We start from the raw sequence: 20,156 nt of genomic DNA, 5'->3' as shown, positions 1-20,156 counted from the left end.
AATTAATATATTACAGACGGACTGGTGGCGGGGACTTGCGCGGCAAAAAAGAGCTGAATTCCGATGAGTGAATTATGAGCAAATTCATCTGCGATAACAGCCAATTAATTAGATTGCTGTCATTGAATAAAGCGATTATTCAATATGCAGGCGTGACCGCCCATTATTTAGATTCATATTAAATACATCATAAATATCGTCGGCGATCACCCAACCAATAATAAAAATACCGTCTGACCTTCTGTATCCCGCAATTCAGATGATGCCTTCCGTTATTTCCTCGTCAATGCAGGAAACGGATCGCCGTGCTTTTCAATCAAGATAAGGATGCATGATGAGAAAGTCCCTGTTGGCCGCCGCCCTGTTGCTCTGCCCCGCCGCCTTCGCCGCCACCCCCCATTGGGAATACAGCGGTGAGGCCGGCCCGGCGCAGTGGGCCAGACTGACCCCGGAATTTGGCCAGTGCGCGGGCAGCAACCAGTCGCCGGTCAACCTCGACGGTTTGGTCGAGGCCGAGCTGGCCCCGCTGCAGTTTCACTACCTGGCGGGGGGCCGCAGTGTCACCAACAACGGCCACACGGTGCAGGTCGACTATGCCCTGGGCAGCAGCCTTGAGCTCGACGGCATGCGCTTTGAGCTCAAGCAGTTCCACTTCCACGCCCCCAGCGAAAACCTCATCAAGGGCCACTCCTATCCGCTGGAGGGGCACCTGGTGCATGCCAACGCCAAGGGTGAGCTGGCGGTGGTGGCGGTGATGTTCGAGCCGGGCCAGGCCAATGCTGCCCTGAGCCAGGCCTGGCAGCTGCTGCCAGCCAAGGCGGGAGAGAGTCACGCCTTCAAGGAACCGATCTCGGCCGAACAACTGCTGCCCGCTAAACGCGACTACTACCGCTTCAGCGGCTCGCTGACCACCCCACCCTGCTCGGAAGGGGTGCGCTGGCTGGTGATGAAGCAGCCGGTGCAGGTGAGTCAGGGCCAGATCGACGCCTTCAAGGCGGTGATGCACCACCCCAACAACAGACCCGTGCAGCCGCTGCACGGTCGGCTGGTACTGCAATAACGCCCCCGGCCACTCACAAAGCCGAGATGAAAAAAAGAGGGCCCACGGGCCCTCTTTTTTTGTTGCAACAGCGGATCAAAGGCTGGCGGCGATGCGCGCCCCCAGCGCGGCATTGTTCAACACCAGCTGGATGTTGGCCGCCAGCGAGTTGCCGCCGGTCAGTTCGCACACCCGGGCCAGCAGGAAGGGGGTGGACTCCTTGCCCTTCACCCCCTGCTCGTCCGCCTCTCGCAGTGCCTGGGCAATGGCGGCGTCGATGTCGGCCTTGGGCATGGCAAACTGGGTCGGGATCGGGTTGGCCACCACGGCACCGCCGGCCAGCCCCAGCTCCCACTTGAGGCGCAGCGCCTCGGCGATCGCCGCCGGGCTCTCGAGGCGGTAATCCACCTTGAAGCCGCTCTCGCGGGTGTAGAAGGCGGGCAGCTCCTCGGTCTGGTAGCCGATCACCGGCACGCCCTGGGTCTCCAGGTACTCCAGGGTCAGACCGATGTCGAGGATCGACTTGGCACCGGCGCAGACCACGGCCACCGGGGTCTGGGCAAATTCCTGCAGATCGGCCGAGATATCGAAGGTCTCCTGGGCACCGCGGTGCACGCCGCCGATACCGCCGGTGGCGAACACCCGGATCCCCGCCATGGCGGCAATGATCATGGTGGAGGCCACCGTGGTCGCCCCCAACCCCTTGTTGGCCAGCACGAAGGGAATGTCGCGGCGGCTGCACTTGGTGGCGGCATGACCGGCCCGGCCCAGCGCCTCCAGCGCCCCCTCATCCAGACCCACCTTGAGGCGGCCATCGATGATGGCGATGGTGGCCGGCACGGCGCCGTTGTCGCGCACCACCTGCTCGACCTGGCGCGCCGTCTCCACGTTCTGCGGATAGGGCATGCCGTGGGAGATGATGGTGGACTCCAGGGCCACCACCGGCTTGCCGGCGGCCAGCGCGGCGGCGACTTCAGGTTGGATATCGAGGTAAGCGTTCAACATGGGTACTCCTCCAGCATGCGTTCAACGGCGGCCTTGGATAGGCCGGAAAAGACGGTATCGGAACAATTGACTGTGAGGGCGGCGCAACCGAGGGCGAACCGGGTTGTCTCCATGATGCCCTGCTCCTGCAACCAGGCGTGGGCCAGCCCTGCCATGAAGGCATCGCCGCCGCCGGTCACGTTGACGACCGGGCTGCCGAGCACGGGCAGATGGCCCTGGCACTCCCCGTCGCTATAGAAAATTCCCTGATCGCCGAGGCTCAGGAACAGCCGCTGCACCCCGGCGCGGTGGAACCAGGCCGCCGCCATGGGCCAGGTGTCGGGCCCGGCGATGGTGAAGCCGCACAGCTGCTCCGCCTCGCTGCGGTTGGGCTTGAGGGTGTGGATGCGGTGCAGCCAGGGGCGGATCTTCTCCACCTTGGCCACCGAGACGGTGTCGACGAAGATGATGTGCTCACCCTGGCGCTCGAACAGCCAGTCGAGGGTGTGAGTGGCGAGGTTGGTGTCGAGCACCCAGAGCCGGGCCGCACCGAGAAAACCGCTCAAGGGGGTGAGCCTGGCCGGGGTGAGCTGCTCGATGATCGCCATGTCGTTGACGGCGCAGCTCATCTCGCCGCTGCCATCGTGCAGGCTGAGGTAACAGGAGGTTGCCTGGCCATCCAGCATCAGCACCTGGCGCACGTCGACGCCGGCACGCTGGGTCACGTCCAGCAAGTGATGGCCGTATTGATCGTTGCCCACCGCGCTCAGCAGCCGGGTGTCGGTGCCGAGGCGCGCCAGGTTCTCGGCGATGTTGCGCCCCACCCCGCCGGCCGAGGTGCGTACCTTGCCGGGGTTGGAGTCGCCGATGCGCAGGTTGTCGTGGCTGCAGCCGCAGATATCCATGTTGGCGCCGCCGATCACCACGGCGTAGGGCCCTTCCCGCAGCACATAACCGCGCCCCTGCACATAGCCCTGGCGCATCAGGCTGGAGATATGGCTCGCCAGCGCCGAGCGGCTGATGCCGAGCCTGTCTGCCAGCTCCTGCTGGGCAATCATGGGGTCCTGGCGCAGCAGGGCGAGGATCTCTTGCTCACGTTCCGTCATAGACAAAAATCCAGTTACAAACGTTTGTCCATTATTTCCGAAAAACGTTTACCCGCCATCGCCTCGTGCAAAAATTGTCGGCTTGCGCACAAAAATTCGACGATAGGAAGCAAGCGACTCTCGACCTTTATCTGTTACTTTTTCTGCGTTTGCCGGCGGGCACGGCTTATAATGCGGCCGCCACAGAGGAGAGCGAGATGAGAGAGTCAGATCACGAATGCCTGCCACCACAGGGGGACGAGTCAGCACCGCATGGCGACGCAGGCTATTGCTGCATCGGGCTGGTCAACCCCAAGTCACCGGAGAACGTGGGGGCCGTGATGCGGGCCGCCGGCTGCTACGGGGCGGACGAGGTCTACTACACCGGCAACCGCTTCGAACTGGCACGCCGCTTCACCACCGATACCAAGCAGATGGTGGAGAAGATCCCCCTGCTCGGGGTCGACGATCTGATGGAGATGGTGCCGGCCGGCTGCACGCCGGTGCTGGTGGATCTGATCGAGGGGGCCACCTCGCTGCCGGACTATGTGCACCCGGCGCGCGCCTTCTACATCTTCGGCCCGGAGGACGGTACCCTGGATCCCGCCCGCTTCAAGGCGGTGCAGGAGGTTATCTACGTCCCGACACGTGGTTGCATGAACCTGGCGGCTTCGGTCAACGTAATCCTCTATGACCGGCTGGCCAAGCAGCTGAGACGCTGACAAAAAAGCGCCTGAACAGGTAACCAGCCCTCGGCGCAGGGCGCTTTAGTTGCCAGGGGTTAGCCTCTGCTCCTGCTGTTTGATGAAATCGCGGTAATAGTCGTAGAGCTGGTAGCGCCGGTAGATCTCGGCCAGGGTGCCGTGTCGCACCAGGTTGACCATGCCTTGATCCCAGAGCTGTTGCAGGCTGCGCCCCTTCTCGGTATCGGCAAAGATGGGATAGGTCGGGACCCAGCGCAGGAAGATGCGCTGCATGTTGGCGGGAATGGAGTCCGCCGAGTAGAGCACCCCGGCGGTCAGGTAGTAGCGATAGCGCTCCTTGGCCAGCAGCTGCAGCGCCATGTCGTGGCTGTCGATCTCGTGCCAGCGCATGGAGACCGGTATGTACTTGTCAAAGGCCCAGCCCCGCAGCCACACCACCCCCTGCCCGCTCAGACTGTGCTCCCCTTGCCACTGGGGCCGCCACTTCTTGAGCATCAGCACCGTCAGATCATCGGCCGAGGCGGGATGGCGGGGTTGCAGCACGCCGCTCACCTCATCCCGATAGACCCCCATCGCCATATCGCCCCCTTTCTGGGCGATCACCGCCAGGGCCCGCTTGTAGGGCACGATGCGCGGCATGACCTGGTAGCCGTTGGGCTGATAGATGGCCCGCACTATGTCCAGATAGACGCCCCTGCCATCCGGCTGGCAGAAGCCCGGCCAGTCATCGCAATAGACATAGAGGGGATCGGCCCGACCCGGCCAGCAAATCAGCAACGTCAATGAAAGCAACAAACGAATCATGTCTTACCGTTTCTCCGCAGGCGATGCCGTTTGCAGCCGCGCCCAAGCCATTCCCCATGATATGAAGATCTGCCGGCAACGCACCTCTTTTTCCCGGTTTTGCGAGCGAGTCGAGGGTTATTGCCCGCTGAATCGGTATTATTGACAATAAGATTCATTAGTAACCCAACATAGGGGAGCCTTCATATGCCATCCATTAAAACCCTGCTCTGTCCGGTCGATTTTTCCCAGATGTCACAGGCCGTGCTCGACTATGCCGTATTCATGGCCCAGAGCCACAAGGCCGAACTCAAACTGGTCCATGTGGTGGATCAACTGCACGGCTTCGACAGCTACAAGATCCTGCACATGACCGCCATCGAGATCACCCACGAGATGGAACGTCAAGCCAAGAGCCAGATGAAGGAGCTGATCGCCAGCCTGCCGATTCCGGCCACCTTCGAGGTGCGCTTCGGTCGCGCCGCCGACGAGATCGTCGTGCAGGCCAAGGAAGAGAAAGCCGACCTGGTGGTGATGGGCAGCCACGGCCGCTCCGGCATCAGCCATCTGCTGGTAGGCAGCGTGGCCGAGTCCGTGGTGCGCCATGCCCCCTGCCCCGTGCTGGTGGTACGCAAGTAGCCGCAACGCCAGACTCACTGCAAAAGGCCAGCATTCGCTGGCCTTTTATATTTGGGCTCGCGGGCCGGCCTCAGCCGTGGGCGTAGATGACGCTGCCCCCCTTGATGATGTCGATGATGGCCCTGGACTGCTCCTTGGGCAGTGCGGGGCAGCCCCAGCTGCGGCCCAGCTTGTCATATTTGCGCAGATGGCGCGGGCTGGCATAGTCGGCGCCGTGCACCACGATGGCCCGCTTGCGGGCATTGCTGTTCTGGCCTGGGCTGAGGCCGTCGAGGCGCAGCGAATAGCCGTGCTTGCCCTGATAGGTCTCGGCGGTGCGATAGACCCCGAGCGAGCTCTTCATGGAGTTGAACTGGTTGGAAAACTGGTTGGCGGCCAGCTCGCCCGAGTTGCGGCCATGGCTGACCCAGGTGTGGTAGAGCAGCTTGTGGCGTTTCACGTCGATGACGAACAGCCGGCGCATGGTCGAGGGTTTGCTGTAGTCGATGATGGTGAGAATGGGTTTGCGCTTGTGGCGCACGCTCTGGTAGCTATTGATGGCCTTGCGAAATACCTGTTTGTCGAGCTTGCCGGCCAGCCCCAACTGGCGGTAGAGATCCTGATCCCAGCTGGCGTGGCTGTTGCTGCTGAAGCAGAGTGCCCCCAGCAGCAGCGGCAACCCCAGCCAGAGCGCACCCCAGCGCTTCATCCAATCTGTTTGCTTCATCCTTGAATCTGCTCCCGTTTTTGTGGCTAGCGCAGCGCTCAAAATATCGCCACACCTCGCTGGATAGTTATATGCAAGCCCCTGATAGCAGGCAAGAAAAAAGCAAAAAAATGCCGACCTGAGTCGGCATCTTCACACAGGCCCCAAAAGGCGTCAGGCGCGACTCAGATAGTCCGCCAATCCCACCCACTTGTAGCTGGTGAGCTCGGTCAGCCCCATGGGGCCACGGGCATGCAGCATCTGGGTCGAGACCGCCACCTCGGCCCCCAGCCCGAACTGGCCGCCGTCGGTGAAGCGGGTGGAGGCGTTGACGTAGACCGCCGCCGAACCTGCCCCGTTGACGAAACGCTCGGCATTGGCCAGATCGTTGGTGAGGATGGCATCGGAGTGGCCGGCGTTGTGCTCGCGCATGTGGGCCAGCGCTTCGTTCACATCCGCCACCAGCTTGACCCCCAGGGTCAGCGAGAGCCACTCGGTATCGAAGTCTTCCGGGCCGGCGCCACGCAGGCTGTCGGCGCCCGCCAGCAGCGGCATGGCCTCGGGGGTCGCGACCAGGGCCACCTTGCGCTCGTTCATCAGACCCACCAGCTGCGGCAGCAGGGTTGCGGCGACCTTCTCATGCACCAGCAAGCTGTCGAGGGCATTGCAGGCGGAGGGGCGCTGCACCTTGGCGTTGTCGATGACCGCCAGGGAGCGCGCCAGATCGGCGCTCTCGTCCACAAAGATGTGGCTGATGCCAAAACCGCCGATGATCACCGGAATGGAGCTGTTCTCCTTGCACATCTTGTGCAGCCCGGCGCCACCGCGGGGGATGATCATGTCCACGTAGCGGTCGAGGCGCAGCAACTCGCCCACCAGCGCCCGATCCGGGTTGTCGATGTATTGCACCGCATCGCGCGGCAGGCCGGAGGCCGCCAGCGCGCTCTGGATCACCCGCACCAGCTCCAGGTTGGAGTGGAAGGTTTCGCGGCCGCCACGCAGTATGCTGGCGTTGCCGGTCTTGAGGCAGAGGCTGGCGATATCGATGGTGACGTTGGGACGCGCCTCGTAGATGACACCGATAACGCCGATGGGCACCCGGCGGCGGGAGAGGCGCAGGCCGTTCTCCAGCACCCGGCTGTCGATTTCGGCCCCGACCGGATCGTCCAGAGAGATCACCTTGCGCACGTCCGCCACGATACCGGCCAGCCGGGCCGGGTTGAGCAGCAGCCGATCCAGCATGGCGTCTGACAAGCCAGCCGCACGGCCGGCGGCGATGTCTTTCTCGTTGGCGGCCAGGATCTGGTGGCTGCGCGCCTCCAGCTCGTCGGCGATGGCGGCCAGCGCCCGGTTCTTCTGCGCCGTGCTGACGGTAGCCAGCTGATAGGCGGCTTCACGGGCCGCCTGCCCCATTTTCTCCAGACTCATCTCTCTTCCCTTTGGTTCTTGCGGGGCCGCCCGATGGCGGCGTCCCCCTTTATCTTGATGTGCCGCTGCCCTTGCATGGCAGCGGCTGGCGGCTCACAGCAGCACCATGTCGTCGCGGTGGATGGCCACGGCACCATAGCCGTAACCCAGCACCTGTTCGATGTTGTCCGAATGGACGCCGCGCAGCTTGTCCAGCTCCAGATGATTGTAACGGCAGATGCCACGCGCCAGCTCGGCCCCCTTGGGGTCGAGAATGCGCACCACGTCGCCACGCACAAAATCGCCCTTCACCGCCACTATGCCCTTGGGCAGCAGGCTGGAGCCCTTCTCCTGCATGGCGGCCACGGCGCCCTGATCCACCTGCACTTCGCCGTGGGGAGGAGGCCCTGCCAGGATCCAGCTCTTGCGCCCTTCCAGCGGTGACGCCAGCGCCGGGAACAGGGTGCCGATGCGCTCGCCCTTGGCGAGACGGCCGACCACTTCCGGCATCTGGCCGGTGGCGATCACCACGTTGACGCCGGCGCGGCGCGCCACGTCGGCGGCCTGCAGCTTGGTGGCCATGCCGCCGGTACCGAGCCCGCTGACGCTGTCACCCGCCAGCTTGCGCAGGGTGTCGTCGATGGTCTGCACCTCTTCGATGAGCTGGGCATCCGGGTTGGTACGGGGATCGGCGGTAAACAGCCCCTTCTGGTCGGTGAGCAGGATCAGCAGATCCGCATCGGCCAGGATGGCGGCGCGAGCGGAGAGGTTGTCGTTGTCCCCCACCTTGATCTCGGCTGTCGCCACCGCGTCGTTCTCGTTGATGACCGGGATGATGCGGTGATCGAGCAGGGTACGCAGGGTGTCGCGGGCATTGAGGTAACGCTCGCGATCTTCAAGATCGGCGCGGGTCAGCAGCATCTGACCGATGTGCAGCCCATAGAGGTTGAACAGATCCTGCCATACCCGGATCAGCTGGGTCTGGCCGACGGCCGCCAGCATCTGCTTGTTGGGCAGGGTTGGCGCCAATGGAGGGTGGCCCAGATGCTCACGGCCGGCCGCAATGGCCCCCGAGGTGACCACCACGACCCTGTGGCCGTGACGGTGCAAGGCTGCACACTGTCTGACCAGCTCGACCATGTGGGCACGATTGAGCTGGGCAGATCCCCCGGTGAGCACGCTGGTGCCCAGTTTGACGACTATGGTTCTGTTTTCCATGGGAGCAAAAAGGCTGAAATATAAGGAATCCCTTTATACCCACGGCCCTGTTGCCCTGCAAGGCAATTAACACCAGGGCTGCGGCGGGGGCAGGCAAAGCGGAGCACGCGGCAAAGAAACGCCCCGCCAGCCGATGGGTGGCTGGCGGGGCGGCGGGTCATCAAGCGGCGGTGACGGTCAGTTCGTTGGTGACCTGCTCGGCGGGAGCGAGCTGGCAACCAAGCTGATGCAGTTTGTCACTGATGAGCTTGTAGAAGTGGTTGAGGGTACGTTCGACTTCAGCCTGATGCTTCTTGGGCAGCGGCTTGTTGAGCCACTCCCCTTCGGCGTTGTAGAAGCCGACCTGATAGTGATAGCTGAAGCTGTGATCCTGCTGCTCCAGCACCAGCCACCAGCCCCAGAATTCCCGTTTGTCCGGCGCCGGCTTGGCACTGACACAGACGGAAAGGCAGTCGAAACGGTAACGCCCCTCTTCACACAGGTCCTCACGTAAATAGGGGCCAATCGCGGCAAACTGCCTCAGCAGTCGCTTGTAGGTCACTCTTTCTGACATGTTAACCTCCCTGTTGAACAAGCCACATCACCCTGGGATGACGTTATATTTTAGCGCTATATCATGTACATAGGTGCTTCTTGAGCCAGTCGACCATCTCTTTCAACGCCTCGTCGTATACCTCCAGCAAGGGTTGCTTGTCGAACACCACCGCCTTGCCGTTGCGGCTGGCGGACGCCAATGCCCGGACATCCTGCTCGGGACAAATAAAATCTTTCTTGTGTCCAATACTCAATATCGGCACGGAAGTGCGAGTCCCCAGCAATCCTTGCGTCTTGAGTGAAAATACCTGGCACTTGGTACGCAGCGACTCCCACTGGGCCGCATCGGCCCCCAGCCGGTTGGCCAGCCCGTCGCGCATCATGCGCGGGCAGCGGGCAAACATCTCCTGATTGGTAAACACCTGATTGACGCCGGCGCCGATGCAGACCACGGTCCTGAGCTTGAACGGCTCGATGAAGGCCAGCCGTGCCGCCACATTGCCCGCCAGGCGAAAGCCCACCATGGCGATGCGCTGGTGATCGACCCAGGCCACTTCGGACAGATGATTCAATACCGCCTGATGTAGCCGGCTGGTGTCCTGCACCAGCGGCCAATGCTCGGCATAGCCGATGCCCGGCATATCGAGCGACAACATGCCGATGCCGTTGGGCTCCAGGCACTTGAGATAGAAATTGAGGAAGTCGACCTGCAGCGAGTCGATGCCGCCGCTGACGATGACCAGGGGTACCGGCTTGTCGGTGGTCGGCAGGTGCAGGTAGCCCTGAATGTGCTTGCCGCGAAACGGCACCTGCAGCTCCTTGAGCGGCACCTTGAACAGGCGTCCCGCCTCGCGGTAGGCCATGTTGCCGAGCAGTTGGGCCTGATCCGCCAGCTCGTCATTCTTCAGATGGGGATAGCTGGCGATGGAGTAGTAACGCACCGCCTTGAGCAGGCTTTTCAGGGCAGCGGCCCGCTCGCCCTGTGCCACCAGCTCGCGACCCCGGTTGAAGTAGCGGCCGGCCAGCTGGCTCCACTCATAGACCCAGTTGCCGGGCACATAACCCTTGATGGTATCCAGGAAGCGCTCGTGGGTACGCTCGCCCTCTCCCATGGCGATGCAGGCCAGGGTCTGCTCCACCTCGACCGGGTCCGCCCCTTGCCAGGCCCAGGTCGGCCGGCGCAGCAGACGATACCAGCGCGATGACATGGAACCGTCGATGAAGGTCTCATCGACATTGTCATCCTGCTCCGCGACCGGGCTGGAGTTGGAGACTTCCGAGGTCTCCAGCACCTTTTTCACCCGGGTAAAGAGCTTCTCGGTCAGGTTAAGGTCGTCGTTCAAGTCCAAAGCTATTACTCATACTGTCATGCAATGGCTCCATCTTAACCACTTTTCCCGCCCGGCAGCCAGTTGCACCACAAAAAAACAGGGCTCCATATAGGAGCCCTGTGAAGCTGATTCGCTGCTTACTCTTCGTCGCAGATCGGCGTGGCAAACTCCAGCGCCATATCCCACGGCTGTTCGATCCAGGTGTCTTGCGGGATGGCGACTTCGAAGTCATCCAGCAGTTGCTCACCCATCGGCTTGGCGAAGATCGCGATGAACTTGGCCTTGGGGTAGAGCTCGCGGATTGCCTTGGCGGTGGTGCCAGTGTCCACCAGATCTTCCACCACCAGCCAGCCTTCGCCGTCACCCGCGGTGGTGGCGGCCTTCACCACCACCAGATCACGCTGGCTGTTGTGGTCATAGCTGGAGATGCACAGGGTTTCGACGTTGCGGATGCCAAGTTCACGCGCCATCAGTGCAGCCGGAACCAAGCCGCCGCGGCTGACCGCGATGATCCCTTTCCACTGGCTGACGGGCAGTTGACGGCGGGCCAGACGGCGCGCTTCACGTTGCAGGTTGTCCCACGATACGTAGAATTTTTTTGGCATGCTATCGATCTCAACGAGTTATAAAAACAATCACTTACGACTTAAAAACCCGTGCTGACGCACGTGATTTCGTTAATGCTGACGGCCCTTTTTCCCAAATTCGGCTTGCACTACGACCGCCTCGGGAGAAGACCCTCGGCAGCGAAAACAGATGCAATGGAAGCAGGATGGGCAGAGCTGGCGGTCATGTCACAGAGGGGGCAGGACCGCAGACAGGCTGTTGGGCGGGCATGATACCATCGTTCGCGGATAAATTGACTGGCAAACGTATGCGAAATGCAGGAAAAAAATCGAAGCAAGTCCGGCTGACTCCCTCTTTTCCCTCTCACGGGCGACGCTCGCCGAGCAGCAGATAAAAAAATAGCAGGGGGAGGATGGATTCCTCACTCGCCTGCTGTTTTCGATCTGCCTGTCAGCCCGGCCGGCAACCTGCCTTAACGGCGGCTGGCGTAGGGGTTCGGATAGTTGAAACCCTGGGTATAAAGAGACTGGGCGAACCAATAGGTTGAATTGCTGCCTGACATCATAAACTCCTGATTGCTTAACAAGTTACGTACCTTAATGCGGGTTCAGATCCTTGAACGGACACTCGGTTCCATGGAGGCGCACTTGCTTTGCTTCGGTTCCCTGGAGGCATTCATCGTCATCCTGACGGGTGGCGAACCACGGTCGTTAATTTACCAGCCGGCGCCATAAACTCAATATTTTTGTGATGCGAGTCACAAATTTTCTTTTGTGCTGGTTCGTTTCGTCCATACCGGAGCTGTACGCTGCCATTCCCCCGCTTGCCAGCACAAGCCGCCCGCAATTTGCGCTGATCGCTCACATTTTTGTGTGATTGACTGTATTATCGTTATCCTCTTGCTCGCCCCGCTACCGGGGCCCTGTCATCTTCCGTGCTGGTAAGGAGTCCCGACGTGGCACAGCTTAGTTCTCTCTCTCCCAAACTGATTTGGCATTTCTTCGAACAGATCTGCTCCATCCCCCACCCTTCCAAGCACGAAGCCCAGCTGAGCGCCTGGATCGTCCAATGGGCACAAGGGGAAGGTCTGGCGGTCAAGCAAGATGCCGTCGGCAACATCATCATCAAGAAACCGGCCACGCCGGGGATGGAAAACCGCAAGGCCGTGGTGCTGCAGGCGCACATCGACATGGTGCCGCAGGCCAACGCCGACACCCAGCACGACTTCACCAAGGATCCCATCGATGCCTACATCGACGGTGAATGGGTCACTGCCCGCGGCACCACCCTGGGCGCCGACAACGGCATGGGCATGGCTGGCTGCCTGGCCGTGCTGGCCGACAAGACCATCAAGCACGGTCCGCTGGAAGTGCTGCTGACCACCGACGAAGAGACCGGCATGACCGGCGCCTTCGGTCTGGAAGCGGGCTGGCTGGAAGGCGAGATCCTGCTCAACACCGACTCCGAAGAGGATGGCGAGGTCTACATGGGCTGCGCCGGCGGGGTGGATGCCAATATCCGCTTCCCGCTGGAGCTGGTTGCCGCCACCGAGGGTGAAGGTTTCGAGCTGCAGGTCAAGGGCCTGCGCGGCGGTCACTCCGGGGTCGACATCCATCGCGGCCGCGGCAACGCCAACAAGCTGCTGGTGCGTCTGCTCAAGGCCGCCGAGCCGCTGGGCGTGCGTCTGGCCGAGATCCATGGCGGCACCCTGCGCAACGCCATCCCGCGCGAGGCCCGTGCCAAGCTGCTGGTGCCCGCCGCCAGCGTCAACGAATTCAAGGCCCTGGTTGACCGTTATACCGGCATCTACCAGAGCGAGCTCGCCGCCACCGAAGTCAACCTGACCGTGCTGCTCACCACCCAGGAAAAACCGGCCCAGCTGATGAGCGAGTCCCTGCAGGCCCGCCTGCTGGACTCCCTGATGGCCTGCCCGAACGGCGTCATCCGCATGAGCGATGCCATCCCGGGCGTGACCGAGACCTCCACCAACCTGGGTGTCATCAAGACCCAGGATGGTGAAGTGTACGTACAGTGCCTGATCCGCTCCCTCATCGACTCCGGTCGCGAGAGCGTCGAACAGATGACCCGCTCCCTGTTCAATCTGGCTGGCGCCAGCTGCGAGTTTACCGGCGCCTACCCGGGCTGGGCACCGAACGTGGACTCCCCGGTAATGGCACTGGTACGCAACAGCTACCAGACCCTGTTCGGCGAGATGCCGAACGTCATGGTGATCCACGCCGGCCTCGAGTGCGGTCTGTTCAAGAGCGCCTACCCGGAGTGGGACATGGTCTCCTTCGGCCCGACCATCCGCGGCGCCCACGCCCCGGGCGAGAAGGTGCACATTCCGGCGGTCGAGCGGTTCTGGCAGCTGCTGGTTCACGTGCTGGAACAGATCCCGGCCAAATAAGCCCGCAGGTCAAGGCCGACCGGCCACACCACATACCCCGCCAGGTGCGGGGTATTTTTTTGCCTGCTCTCACCCTTGGCATGTTTACCCTCGAAACCGCCGGACTGCTCTGCCGCCCCCATCCGTGGCTCAGCCAGACCACGGGTATCAATCTGAGAGCCTGCTGAAACCGTCTCCATAAGCAACCTTGGATTTGAAAACCCTTTCTATGATTTATGTAAATTTACAACACAAAAAGTTGATCCAGCTCACAGAAGGCCATAGGATCAAAGCGTGACCCAGGTCACAGATAACAAATCAACGACAGTGCAATGAGGTGAATATATGTTTGAGAATCTGGCAGTTCTGTTCCACCTGAAGGGTGTAACCAGCAAGAAAGGCGTCGTAGAGAAAGATACCTATGCGCCGGCAACCCGCAACTACTACTTCCGCTATGGCGCCTGATGCCGCCAGCGGGCAATTTCGTGAAAGCGTGATCGAACATTTAAGTAGTAAAATTACAAGAAACAACAATCCACACAGCAGCCATCCCCTTGCGGGGGAGCTGTCCTGCCCTGGCCAGATGTTCCACGGCCAAACCTGAACTCCAACCATGAAGATGGGGCCCGCAGGCCCCATTTTTTATTCGCTGTTTCCCGTGCCATCTTGCTGCGATGCGGGCACCGGCATCATACCGCCTTTCCCAGAGGGATGACCTCGGCCAGCGGCAACGGCGTGTGGCAGGCCACCTGATGATCGGCCCCGTCACACGGCTGCAGGCTCGGCGCCTTGGTGCGGCACAGCTCGCCAGCATAGGGGCAGCGCTGATGAAAGTGGCAGCCGCTCGGCGGCGAGATGGGAGACGGTACATCCCCCGTCAGCAGGATGCGCTGGCTGCGCCGGCGCGGGTCCGGCACCGGAATGGCCGAAATCAGCGCCTGGGTATAGGGGTGGCGGGGGGCCAGATAGAGCGACTGGGCCTCGGCCAGCTCGACGATCCGGCCCAGATACATCACCGCAATCCGATCCGAGATGTGCTTGACCACCGACAGGTCGTGGGCGATGAAGATGAGGGCGAGGTTCATCTCCCGCTGCAGGGTGAGCAGCAGGTTGACTATTTGGGACTGCACCGACACATCCAGCGCCGACACCGCCTCGTCACAGACCAGCAGCTTGGGCTTGAGGGCGATGGCCCGGGCGATGCCGATGCGCTGGCGCTGGCCGCCCGAAAACTCATGGGGATAGCGATCCACCGCGCTGCCGGGCAGCCCCACCTTCTCCAGCAGCTCCTGCACCCAGACGCGCCGCTGTTCGGCGTTGCCCTTGCCGTGGATGACGAAAGGCTCCTCCAGGATCTGCCCCACCGTGTGGCGGCTGTTGAGGGATTCCGCAGGATCCTGAAACACGATCTGCATCTCCTGGCGCAAAGATCGCATCTCCTTGGGCGGGAGGTGGGTGATGTCGCGCCCCTCGAAGGTGATAGTGCCGGCGGTCGGCTCGAACAGCTTGAGCAGGGTGCGCCCCAGGGTCGACTTGCCGCAGCCGGACTCGCCCACCAGCCCCAGCGTCTCCCCCTGCTTGAGATCGAAGCTGATGCCGTCCACCGCGTAGACATGATACTTCTTGCGCAACAAGCCGCCGCCCAGCTGGAAGTGCTGCTTCACGTCGCGCACCGATAAAAGCGTCTTCATACGGCTAGCTCCCTCCAGTGGTGGCAGGCCACCCCATGCCGCTCGGCGAGCTGCTCGGTGGCCGGAATGGCGCTCACGCAGATCTCGGTGGCATGGGGACAACGGTTGGAGAAACGGCATCCGGCCGGCATCTCGTGCAGGGCGGGCACCTGCCCCTTGATGGTCTTGAGCAGGCTCTTTGGCTCATCTTCGAGCCGCGGGATCGAGCTCATCAGACCATGAGTATAGGGATGGCGCGGGTGGTCAAACAGCTCGAACACATCGGCCTGCTCCACCGCCCGGCCGGCATACATCACCACCACCTCGTCGCACAGCTCCGCCACCACCCCGAGATCATGGGTGATGAAGATGATGGCCATGCCGGTCTGGGCCTGCAGCTCCTTCATCAACTCCAGGATCTGGGCCTGAATGGTCACATCGAGCGCCGTGGTCGGCTCGTCGCAGATGAGCAGCGCCGGCTCGCAGGCGAGCGCCATGGCGATCATCACCCGCTGGCGCATGCCGCCGGAGAGGTTGTGGGGATAGACGGCAAAGCGCTGGGCGGGTTCGGGGATCCCCACCTTCTGCAGCATGGCGATGGCCGCCTCCCTGCGCTGGGCCTTGCTGTAATCGGGACGATGAAGGTGGAACACCTCCATCAGCTGATCGCCAACCGTCTGCACCGGGTTGAGCGCCGTCATCGGCTCCTGAAAGATCATCGAGATGCGGTTGCCGCGCACCTTGTACATCTGATCCGGCGCAAGCGACAGCAGCTCCTCCCCCTGAAAGCGGATGGAGCCCGCCACCACCTGGCCATGGGGTTTGGGCAACAGCCCCATGATGGCGAGCGAGGTGACGCTCTTGCCGCAGCCGGACTCGCCGACCACCCCCAGGGTCTGGCCGGGGGCCACCTGGAAGCTGGCCCCGTCGAGCACCTTGATCTTGCCGTCGTCGACGGCAAACTCCACCGCCAGATCGCGCACCTCCAGAATGGGGGTCTTGCTCTGGTCATCATCAACGCCGAGCTGCCCCCCATGATCCCGGGTTTCGGGGTGAGGAGCCTGTGTGTTGGACATGACTGCTGCTCCCTTCTGCGTCATATCAATGACGTGCATAAGTCTTGTCGAGCAGGTTGATGGGCGTCAGCGCCTCCCCTGCCTCCTTGGCCTTCAGGGTCTCTTCCTTCACCTTGGGATCGAGCCAGAGCAGGCCGCCGCTGCTGTGAGGGTAGCCATCCATGGGCCAGTAGAGCAGGTCCGGCGTGTTCTTGGTGGCGGGCACCTCGGGCAGCATCACGTAGCGCCAGCTGCTGGCCCGCACGTAGTTGAGCTGCACCCCGGGCACGAAGATGGCGAGATCATAGATACGCTGCTGGATCTGGCGAGAGAGCTCGGCCCGCTTGGCCATGTCGAACTCGACGTTGTAGGCGTCGATCAGCCCATCGAGCTCTTTGTCGGCCACGTTGAACAGGTTGTTGGTCTGCGGCTTGTTGGCGTTGGCCGAGTGGAACGACTCCCAATACTGCGGATAGAGACCGCCGCCGGCCCAGCCCATCCAGGCCGCCTCGTGTTTCTTCTCCAGCATCGCCTTGAAGCCGGTGGCGCCGTCCACTAGGTTGAGCTCCAGATCCAGCCCCGCCTTCTTGGCCTCTTCTTTGAGCACGGTCAACCGCTTGGAGTGCTCCTGACTGGTGTAGGTGAGCGCCAGGGTCAGCCGCTCCCCCTTGTCGTTTTGCAGGATGCCGTCCGGCCCCGGCTTGGTATAGCCGCCCTTGGCAAAGTAGTCGCGCGCCTTGGCGATGTCATAGGCCCGCTCCGGCAGTTGCATGTCGGTGAACTCGCCAAAACCCGAGCCGAAGGTGGTGGCTCTGTCATAGTCGCCGCGCAGCACCGTCTTGATCATCTTGTCGATGTTGAAGGCGTGCTGGATGCCGAGCCGCACGTTGAGGTCAGCCAGCTTGGGATTGGCGACATTGAGGTGAACTCCCTGCCCGCCTTGCTTGGTGTCGGTCATGGCCATCACCTTCTGCACGTATCCCTGCTTGTATTCGGGAGTGACCGCTTTTTCATGCCACCAGTTGGGCAGGATCATCTCGAAGGTATCGAGCTCCCCTTTCAGGAAGTGACGGAAGGCGATGTTGTGATCGCGGATCACCTGCACCTTGATGGTGTCGAGGTTGAACCTGTGCTGGTTGTAGCGATCGTCCTTTGCCCACCACTCCTTCTGCTTGCTGAAGGTGATGGACTTGCCCTTCTTCACGTCGCTCATCACGTAGGGGCCGGTGTTGGGCACCACGGCCCAGTTGTACTGCTTCACCCAGTTGGGGGTGAGCTTGTAGTAGTGCTTGGGCTGGGGCCACAACTCGGTGGTGTTGAGCAGGGCCAGCTTGGCCTTGCGGGTACCCGCCTTGACCAGGATGGTATGATCGTCAACCTTCTCCACCGCCACCACTTCGGTGGTGTAGTAGTTGTTGAACCAGGGCCCCTTGATGTCCTTGGAGCGCATCATCTCGTAGCCAAAGGTGTAGTCATCGGCGACCACCGGCTTGCCGTCCGACCACTTGGCGCGCGGATCCAGCTTGAAGTAGACGGTCTGGTTGTCCGGCGCGATGGCCCAGTGGGTCGCGAGCGACGGAATGGGGTTGCCGGTATTGGGGTGGAAGCTGATGAGCCTCAGCTGGTTGTCCATGATGAAGGAGCGGAACGCGCCGTTGGAGTCGGGACCCACTGTGCGAAACGTCAGTGGAAAACTGTCCACGAACATGGTGATGCTGCCACCCGGCAGCGCCTTGGGCGAGGCGAACACGGGGTCGGTGTCATTGGTCTCCCACTTGAGATCCGCAGGCAGGCTGGCCGCCCACACCCAGGAGCCGTTCACCAGCACAAAGAGAGCACCTATCCATTTGATTTTATTTTTCATGTTTGACTTCCAGGTCATACCCCTGCACTGGGGGCTTGTCGATTCAAGGGTGAGCAACCCGGGGCCATAAGCCCGCCCCTGGTCACTGATAACGGGTAAATTTGCGCGGATCGAACGCCTCGCGGATCGCCTCGCCGATGAAGGAGACCATGATCAGCACCAGACTCACCGCTGCCACCACCGAGCTCACGATCCAGATGGCATCCAGGTTGTTGATGCCCTGGGAGAGCAGCTCCCCCCAGCTCGGGGTGGGCGGAGCCAGGCCGAAGCCCAGATAGTCCAGCGCCGTCAGGGTGGAGATGTTGCCCACTACGGCAAACGGCGCCAGGGTCACGATCATCATCAGGGTGTTGGGCAGAATGTGGTGGAAGATGATCCGCCCGGTGCCGGCCCCCTGGGCCCGCGCCGCCATCACATAGTCCCGCGCCCGCTCCTTGTAGGTGAGGGTGCGCATGTACCAAGTGATGCCCATCCAGCCGAACAGCACGTTGATGGCCACGAACAGGCCGAAATTGGGCTTGGCCAGCGACACCAGGATCATGATGACGTAGAGGAACGGCACCTGGGACCAGATCTCGATAAAGCGCTGCAGCACCAGATCAAACCGCCCGCCGAGGAAACCCATCATGCAGCCGATGGTGACCCCGATGGCATAGCTGGCCACCAGCGCGATGAAGGCGAAACCGATGGCGATGCGAAAGCCGTAGACCAGCCGTGCCAGTACGTCGCGACCGCTGGTGTCGGTGCCAAGCAGGTGACGCTCGGCCAGGCTCGGCGCATAGGGAGGGTAGGCATCCTGCTTGAAATCCTGCTCATAGGGGTTCCAGGGTACCGGTGGCAACACCACCCAATCCCCCTTGCCATCGGTGGCGAATTTGGCTTTGAGCTGGCGATAATTGGTCTCGTACTCGTAATCGAGTCCGAACTGCTGACCCGGGATCACGTCGCCATAGGTGGGAAAATAGAGCTCCCCCTGATAGCTCACCATCAGTGCCCGGCTGTTGACCAAAAGCTCCGCCAGCAGGGAGAGCAGCACCAGGGTGGTGAAGATGATGAAGGAGTAGTAACCGCGCTTGATCGATTTGAAACGCTTGAGTTTTTTTAAGGTGACAGGGTTCATGCTCACTCTCCAAACCGCACGCGGGGGTCTACCAGGGCAACGCAGATGTCGGAGACGATATTGCCCACCAGCATCAGCATGGAGGTGATGGCCAGAATGCCCATCACGGTGGGGTAATCCCGCTCGACGATGGCCTCGTAGCCGAGCAGACCGATGCCGTCGATGTTGAAGATGGTCTCGATGAGAAAAGAGCCGCCGAAGAAGACGGTGAGCACCGACCCCAAGTGACTGGCGATGGGGATCAGGCTGTTGCGCATGGCATGATCGGTCACCGCCTTGCGAAACGGCAGCCCCTTGGCCACGGCGGTGCGCACGTAATCCGCCGACAAGTTCTCCATCAGGCTGTTCTTCATGGTCATGGTGAGGATGGCGAAATCACCGATGGCGTAGGCGATGAGCGGCAGCAGGGCATGGGCGAACACGGTGCGGATCTGATCCCAGCTGCTCTCCATGCCGTCGAACTCGTCCCCCGGGAAGCCCCCCATGGGCAGCCACTCCAGATGGAACGCGAACACAGTGATGAGGAAGATGCCCACCACGTAGGCGGGCAGCGCATAGGCCATGTAGATGAGCATGGAGCTGAACGAATCGAAGCGGCTGTTGTGCCTGAGCGCCTTGGCCACCCCGAGCGGAATGGAAACGGCATAACTGAGCAGAAAGGTCGCCAGCCCGAAGAAGGCGGTCACCGGCAACCTGTCCTTGATGAGGCCCCACACCGGCTCGTAATAGCGGGTCGATTCACCAAGATCCAGCACCGCCAGCTTCTGCAGCCACTCCCAATAGGCGACCAGCATGGGCTTGTCGAGCCCGTAAAAGGCCTTGAGCTCCTCGATCTGCTCGTCAGAGAGCGCCTGCGCCCCCTTACTGCCGCTGGAGCGGCCCGATTCGTTCTGAGAAACCTGGGCTTGCAGCAACATGCGTTCGACCGGGCCGCCCGGCACGAAGCGGGTGATGGTGAAGACGAGCAGGGTGATACCGAGAAACGTCGGGATGATCAAAAGCATCCGACGTAAGAAATACGACAGCATGGTGGAACCTCGTCCTTGTTGTTCTTTTATGGCCAGTCACATCCGGTGACGGGCCTG

18 protein-coding genes are annotated in these 20,156 nt (G+C 61.7%); 4 read left to right on the top strand and 14 right to left on the bottom strand.

Annotated elements, in window-relative coordinates:
• Positions 1-334: 334 nt before the first annotated feature.
• Positions 335-1,060: a carbonic anhydrase gene (locus C2U40_RS03375; RefSeq protein WP_103828069.1), complete on the top strand. Its 726-nt coding sequence runs from the start codon at positions 335-337 to the stop codon at positions 1,058-1,060.
• Between the two features lie 75 nt (positions 1,061-1,135).
• On the opposite strand, the gene C2U40_RS03370 is transcribed toward C2U40_RS03375, so the two are convergent.
• On the bottom strand, positions 1,136-2,044 hold the full coding sequence (locus C2U40_RS03370; RefSeq protein ID WP_101149942.1) for a pseudouridine-5'-phosphate glycosidase: 909 nt from the start codon (positions 2,042-2,044) through the stop codon (positions 1,136-1,138).
• Positions 2,038-3,129, bottom strand: coding sequence for a PfkB family carbohydrate kinase (locus C2U40_RS03365; protein WP_024943589.1), 1,092 nt, complete (start codon positions 3,127-3,129; stop codon positions 2,038-2,040). The genes C2U40_RS03370 and C2U40_RS03365 overlap by 7 nt, the downstream gene beginning before the upstream one ends.
• A gap of 197 nt (positions 3,130-3,326) precedes the next feature.
• Between C2U40_RS03365 and C2U40_RS03360 the strand changes: the two genes are divergently transcribed.
• Entirely contained in the window at positions 3,327-3,830 is a 504-nt protein-coding gene (locus C2U40_RS03360) for an RNA methyltransferase (RefSeq protein WP_103828068.1), read from the top strand.
• A 45-nt stretch (positions 3,831-3,875) separates the two neighbouring features.
• Here the strand turns inward: C2U40_RS03360 and C2U40_RS03355 are convergent, their stop codons facing one another.
• Positions 3,876-4,616, bottom strand: coding sequence for a hypothetical protein (locus tag C2U40_RS03355; RefSeq protein WP_011707182.1), 741 nt, complete (start codon positions 4,614-4,616; stop codon positions 3,876-3,878).
• A 186-nt stretch (positions 4,617-4,802) separates the two neighbouring features.
• Between C2U40_RS03355 and C2U40_RS03350 the strand changes: the two genes are divergently transcribed.
• On the top strand, positions 4,803-5,234 hold the full coding sequence (locus C2U40_RS03350; RefSeq protein ID WP_011707183.1) for a universal stress protein: 432 nt from the start codon (positions 4,803-4,805) through the stop codon (positions 5,232-5,234).
• 70 nt (positions 5,235-5,304) lie between these two features.
• On the opposite strand, the gene C2U40_RS03345 is transcribed toward C2U40_RS03350, so the two are convergent.
• The 6 genes from C2U40_RS03345 to gpt form a co-directional block, all read right to left on the bottom strand.
• Positions 5,305-5,940 (bottom strand): murein L,D-transpeptidase catalytic domain family protein, encoded by a 636-nt coding sequence (locus C2U40_RS03345; protein WP_011707184.1) that lies wholly within the window; start codon positions 5,938-5,940, stop codon positions 5,305-5,307.
• Positions 5,941-6,093: 153 nt separating this feature from the next.
• Positions 6,094-7,347, bottom strand: coding sequence for a glutamate-5-semialdehyde dehydrogenase (locus C2U40_RS03340; protein WP_103828067.1), 1,254 nt, complete (start codon positions 7,345-7,347; stop codon positions 6,094-6,096).
• Between the two features lie 93 nt (positions 7,348-7,440).
• Positions 7,441-8,544, bottom strand: a complete 1,104-nt coding sequence (gene proB, locus C2U40_RS03335; protein WP_103828066.1) for a glutamate 5-kinase — start codon at positions 8,542-8,544, stop codon at positions 7,441-7,443.
• A gap of 160 nt (positions 8,545-8,704) precedes the next feature.
• Positions 8,705-9,097 carry a sigma factor-binding protein Crl gene (crl, locus tag C2U40_RS03330; protein ID WP_011707187.1) on the bottom strand — a complete coding sequence of 131 codons (393 nt, stop codon included), beginning with the start codon at positions 9,095-9,097 and terminating at the stop codon, positions 8,705-8,707.
• Between the two features lie 61 nt (positions 9,098-9,158).
• Positions 9,159-10,427 (bottom strand): esterase FrsA, encoded by a 1,269-nt coding sequence (gene frsA, locus C2U40_RS03325; RefSeq protein WP_011707188.1) that lies wholly within the window; start codon positions 10,425-10,427, stop codon positions 9,159-9,161.
• A gap of 119 nt (positions 10,428-10,546) precedes the next feature.
• Positions 10,547-11,014, bottom strand: a complete 468-nt coding sequence (gene gpt, locus C2U40_RS03320; protein WP_016351815.1) for a xanthine phosphoribosyltransferase — start codon at positions 11,012-11,014, stop codon at positions 10,547-10,549.
• 917 nt (positions 11,015-11,931) lie between these two features.
• On the opposite strand from gpt, the gene C2U40_RS03310 reads away from it, so the two are divergent.
• On the top strand, positions 11,932-13,383 hold the full coding sequence (locus C2U40_RS03310; protein WP_103828065.1) for an aminoacyl-histidine dipeptidase: 1,452 nt from the start codon (positions 11,932-11,934) through the stop codon (positions 13,381-13,383).
• A gap of 668 nt (positions 13,384-14,051) precedes the next feature.
• On the opposite strand, the gene C2U40_RS03300 is transcribed toward C2U40_RS03310, so the two are convergent.
• From C2U40_RS03300 to C2U40_RS03280, 5 genes are all read right to left on the bottom strand, one after another.
• Entirely contained in the window at positions 14,052-15,053 is a 1,002-nt protein-coding gene (locus C2U40_RS03300; RefSeq protein WP_103828064.1) for an ABC transporter ATP-binding protein, read from the bottom strand.
• Positions 15,050-16,108, bottom strand: a complete 1,059-nt coding sequence (locus C2U40_RS03295) for an ABC transporter ATP-binding protein (protein ID WP_103828063.1) — start codon at positions 16,106-16,108, stop codon at positions 15,050-15,052. Before C2U40_RS03295 ends, C2U40_RS03300 begins: the two co-directional genes overlap by 4 nt.
• A 25-nt stretch (positions 16,109-16,133) precedes the next feature.
• Positions 16,134-17,951, bottom strand: a complete 1,818-nt coding sequence (locus tag C2U40_RS03290; protein ID WP_103828062.1) for an extracellular solute-binding protein — start codon at positions 17,949-17,951, stop codon at positions 16,134-16,136.
• 82 nt (positions 17,952-18,033) lie between these two features.
• On the bottom strand, positions 18,034-19,077 hold the full coding sequence (locus C2U40_RS03285) for an ABC transporter permease (RefSeq protein ID WP_181014829.1): 1,044 nt from the start codon (positions 19,075-19,077) through the stop codon (positions 18,034-18,036).
• Positions 19,074-20,099 (bottom strand): ABC transporter permease subunit, encoded by a 1,026-nt coding sequence (locus C2U40_RS03280; protein WP_024943518.1) that lies wholly within the window; start codon positions 20,097-20,099, stop codon positions 19,074-19,076. Before C2U40_RS03280 ends, C2U40_RS03285 begins: the two co-directional genes overlap by 4 nt.
• Positions 20,100-20,156 lie beyond the last annotated feature (57 nt).

The sequence above is a fragment of the Aeromonas sp. ASNIH4 genome (genome assembly GCF_002934425.1).
GTDB classification, from domain to species: domain Bacteria; phylum Pseudomonadota; class Gammaproteobacteria; order Enterobacterales; family Aeromonadaceae; genus Aeromonas; species Aeromonas hydrophila.
This window is presented reverse-complemented; position numbering and strand designations above follow the sequence as displayed.

Excerpts from the sequence above, each read along its gene's own strand:
- C2U40_RS03280 (WP_024943518.1), bottom strand. The coding sequence starts at position 20,099 with ATGCTGTCGTATTTCTTACGTCGGATGCTTTTGATCATCCCGACGTTT.
- C2U40_RS03355 (WP_011707182.1), bottom strand. The coding sequence starts at position 4,616 with ATGATTCGTTTGTTGCTTTCATTGACGTTGCTGATTTGCTGGCCGGGT.
- gpt (WP_016351815.1), bottom strand. The coding sequence starts at position 11,014 with ATGCCAAAAAAATTCTACGTATCGTGGGACAACCTGCAACGTGAAGCG.
- C2U40_RS03375 (WP_103828069.1), top strand. The coding sequence starts at position 335 with ATGAGAAAGTCCCTGTTGGCCGCCGCCCTGTTGCTCTGCCCCGCCGCC.
- C2U40_RS03350 (WP_011707183.1), top strand. The coding sequence starts at position 4,803 with ATGCCATCCATTAAAACCCTGCTCTGTCCGGTCGATTTTTCCCAGATG.
- C2U40_RS03300 (WP_103828064.1), bottom strand. The coding sequence starts at position 15,053 with ATGAAGACGCTTTTATCGGTGCGCGACGTGAAGCAGCACTTCCAGCTG.
- C2U40_RS03295 (WP_103828063.1), bottom strand. The coding sequence starts at position 16,108 with ATGTCCAACACACAGGCTCCTCACCCCGAAACCCGGGATCATGGGGGG.
- C2U40_RS03340 (WP_103828067.1), bottom strand. The coding sequence starts at position 7,347 with ATGAGTCTGGAGAAAATGGGGCAGGCGGCCCGTGAAGCCGCCTATCAG.
- C2U40_RS03370 (WP_101149942.1), bottom strand. The coding sequence starts at position 2,044 with ATGTTGAACGCTTACCTCGATATCCAACCTGAAGTCGCCGCCGCGCTG.
- crl (WP_011707187.1), bottom strand. The coding sequence starts at position 9,097 with ATGTCAGAAAGAGTGACCTACAAGCGACTGCTGAGGCAGTTTGCCGCG.
- C2U40_RS03290 (WP_103828062.1), bottom strand. The coding sequence starts at position 17,951 with ATGAAAAATAAAATCAAATGGATAGGTGCTCTCTTTGTGCTGGTGAAC.
- C2U40_RS03365 (WP_024943589.1), bottom strand. The coding sequence starts at position 3,129 with ATGACGGAACGTGAGCAAGAGATCCTCGCCCTGCTGCGCCAGGACCCC.
- C2U40_RS03345 (WP_011707184.1), bottom strand. The coding sequence starts at position 5,940 with ATGAAGCAAACAGATTGGATGAAGCGCTGGGGTGCGCTCTGGCTGGGG.
- C2U40_RS03360 (WP_103828068.1), top strand. The coding sequence starts at position 3,327 with ATGAGAGAGTCAGATCACGAATGCCTGCCACCACAGGGGGACGAGTCA.
- proB (WP_103828066.1), bottom strand. The coding sequence starts at position 8,544 with ATGGAAAACAGAACCATAGTCGTCAAACTGGGCACCAGCGTGCTCACC.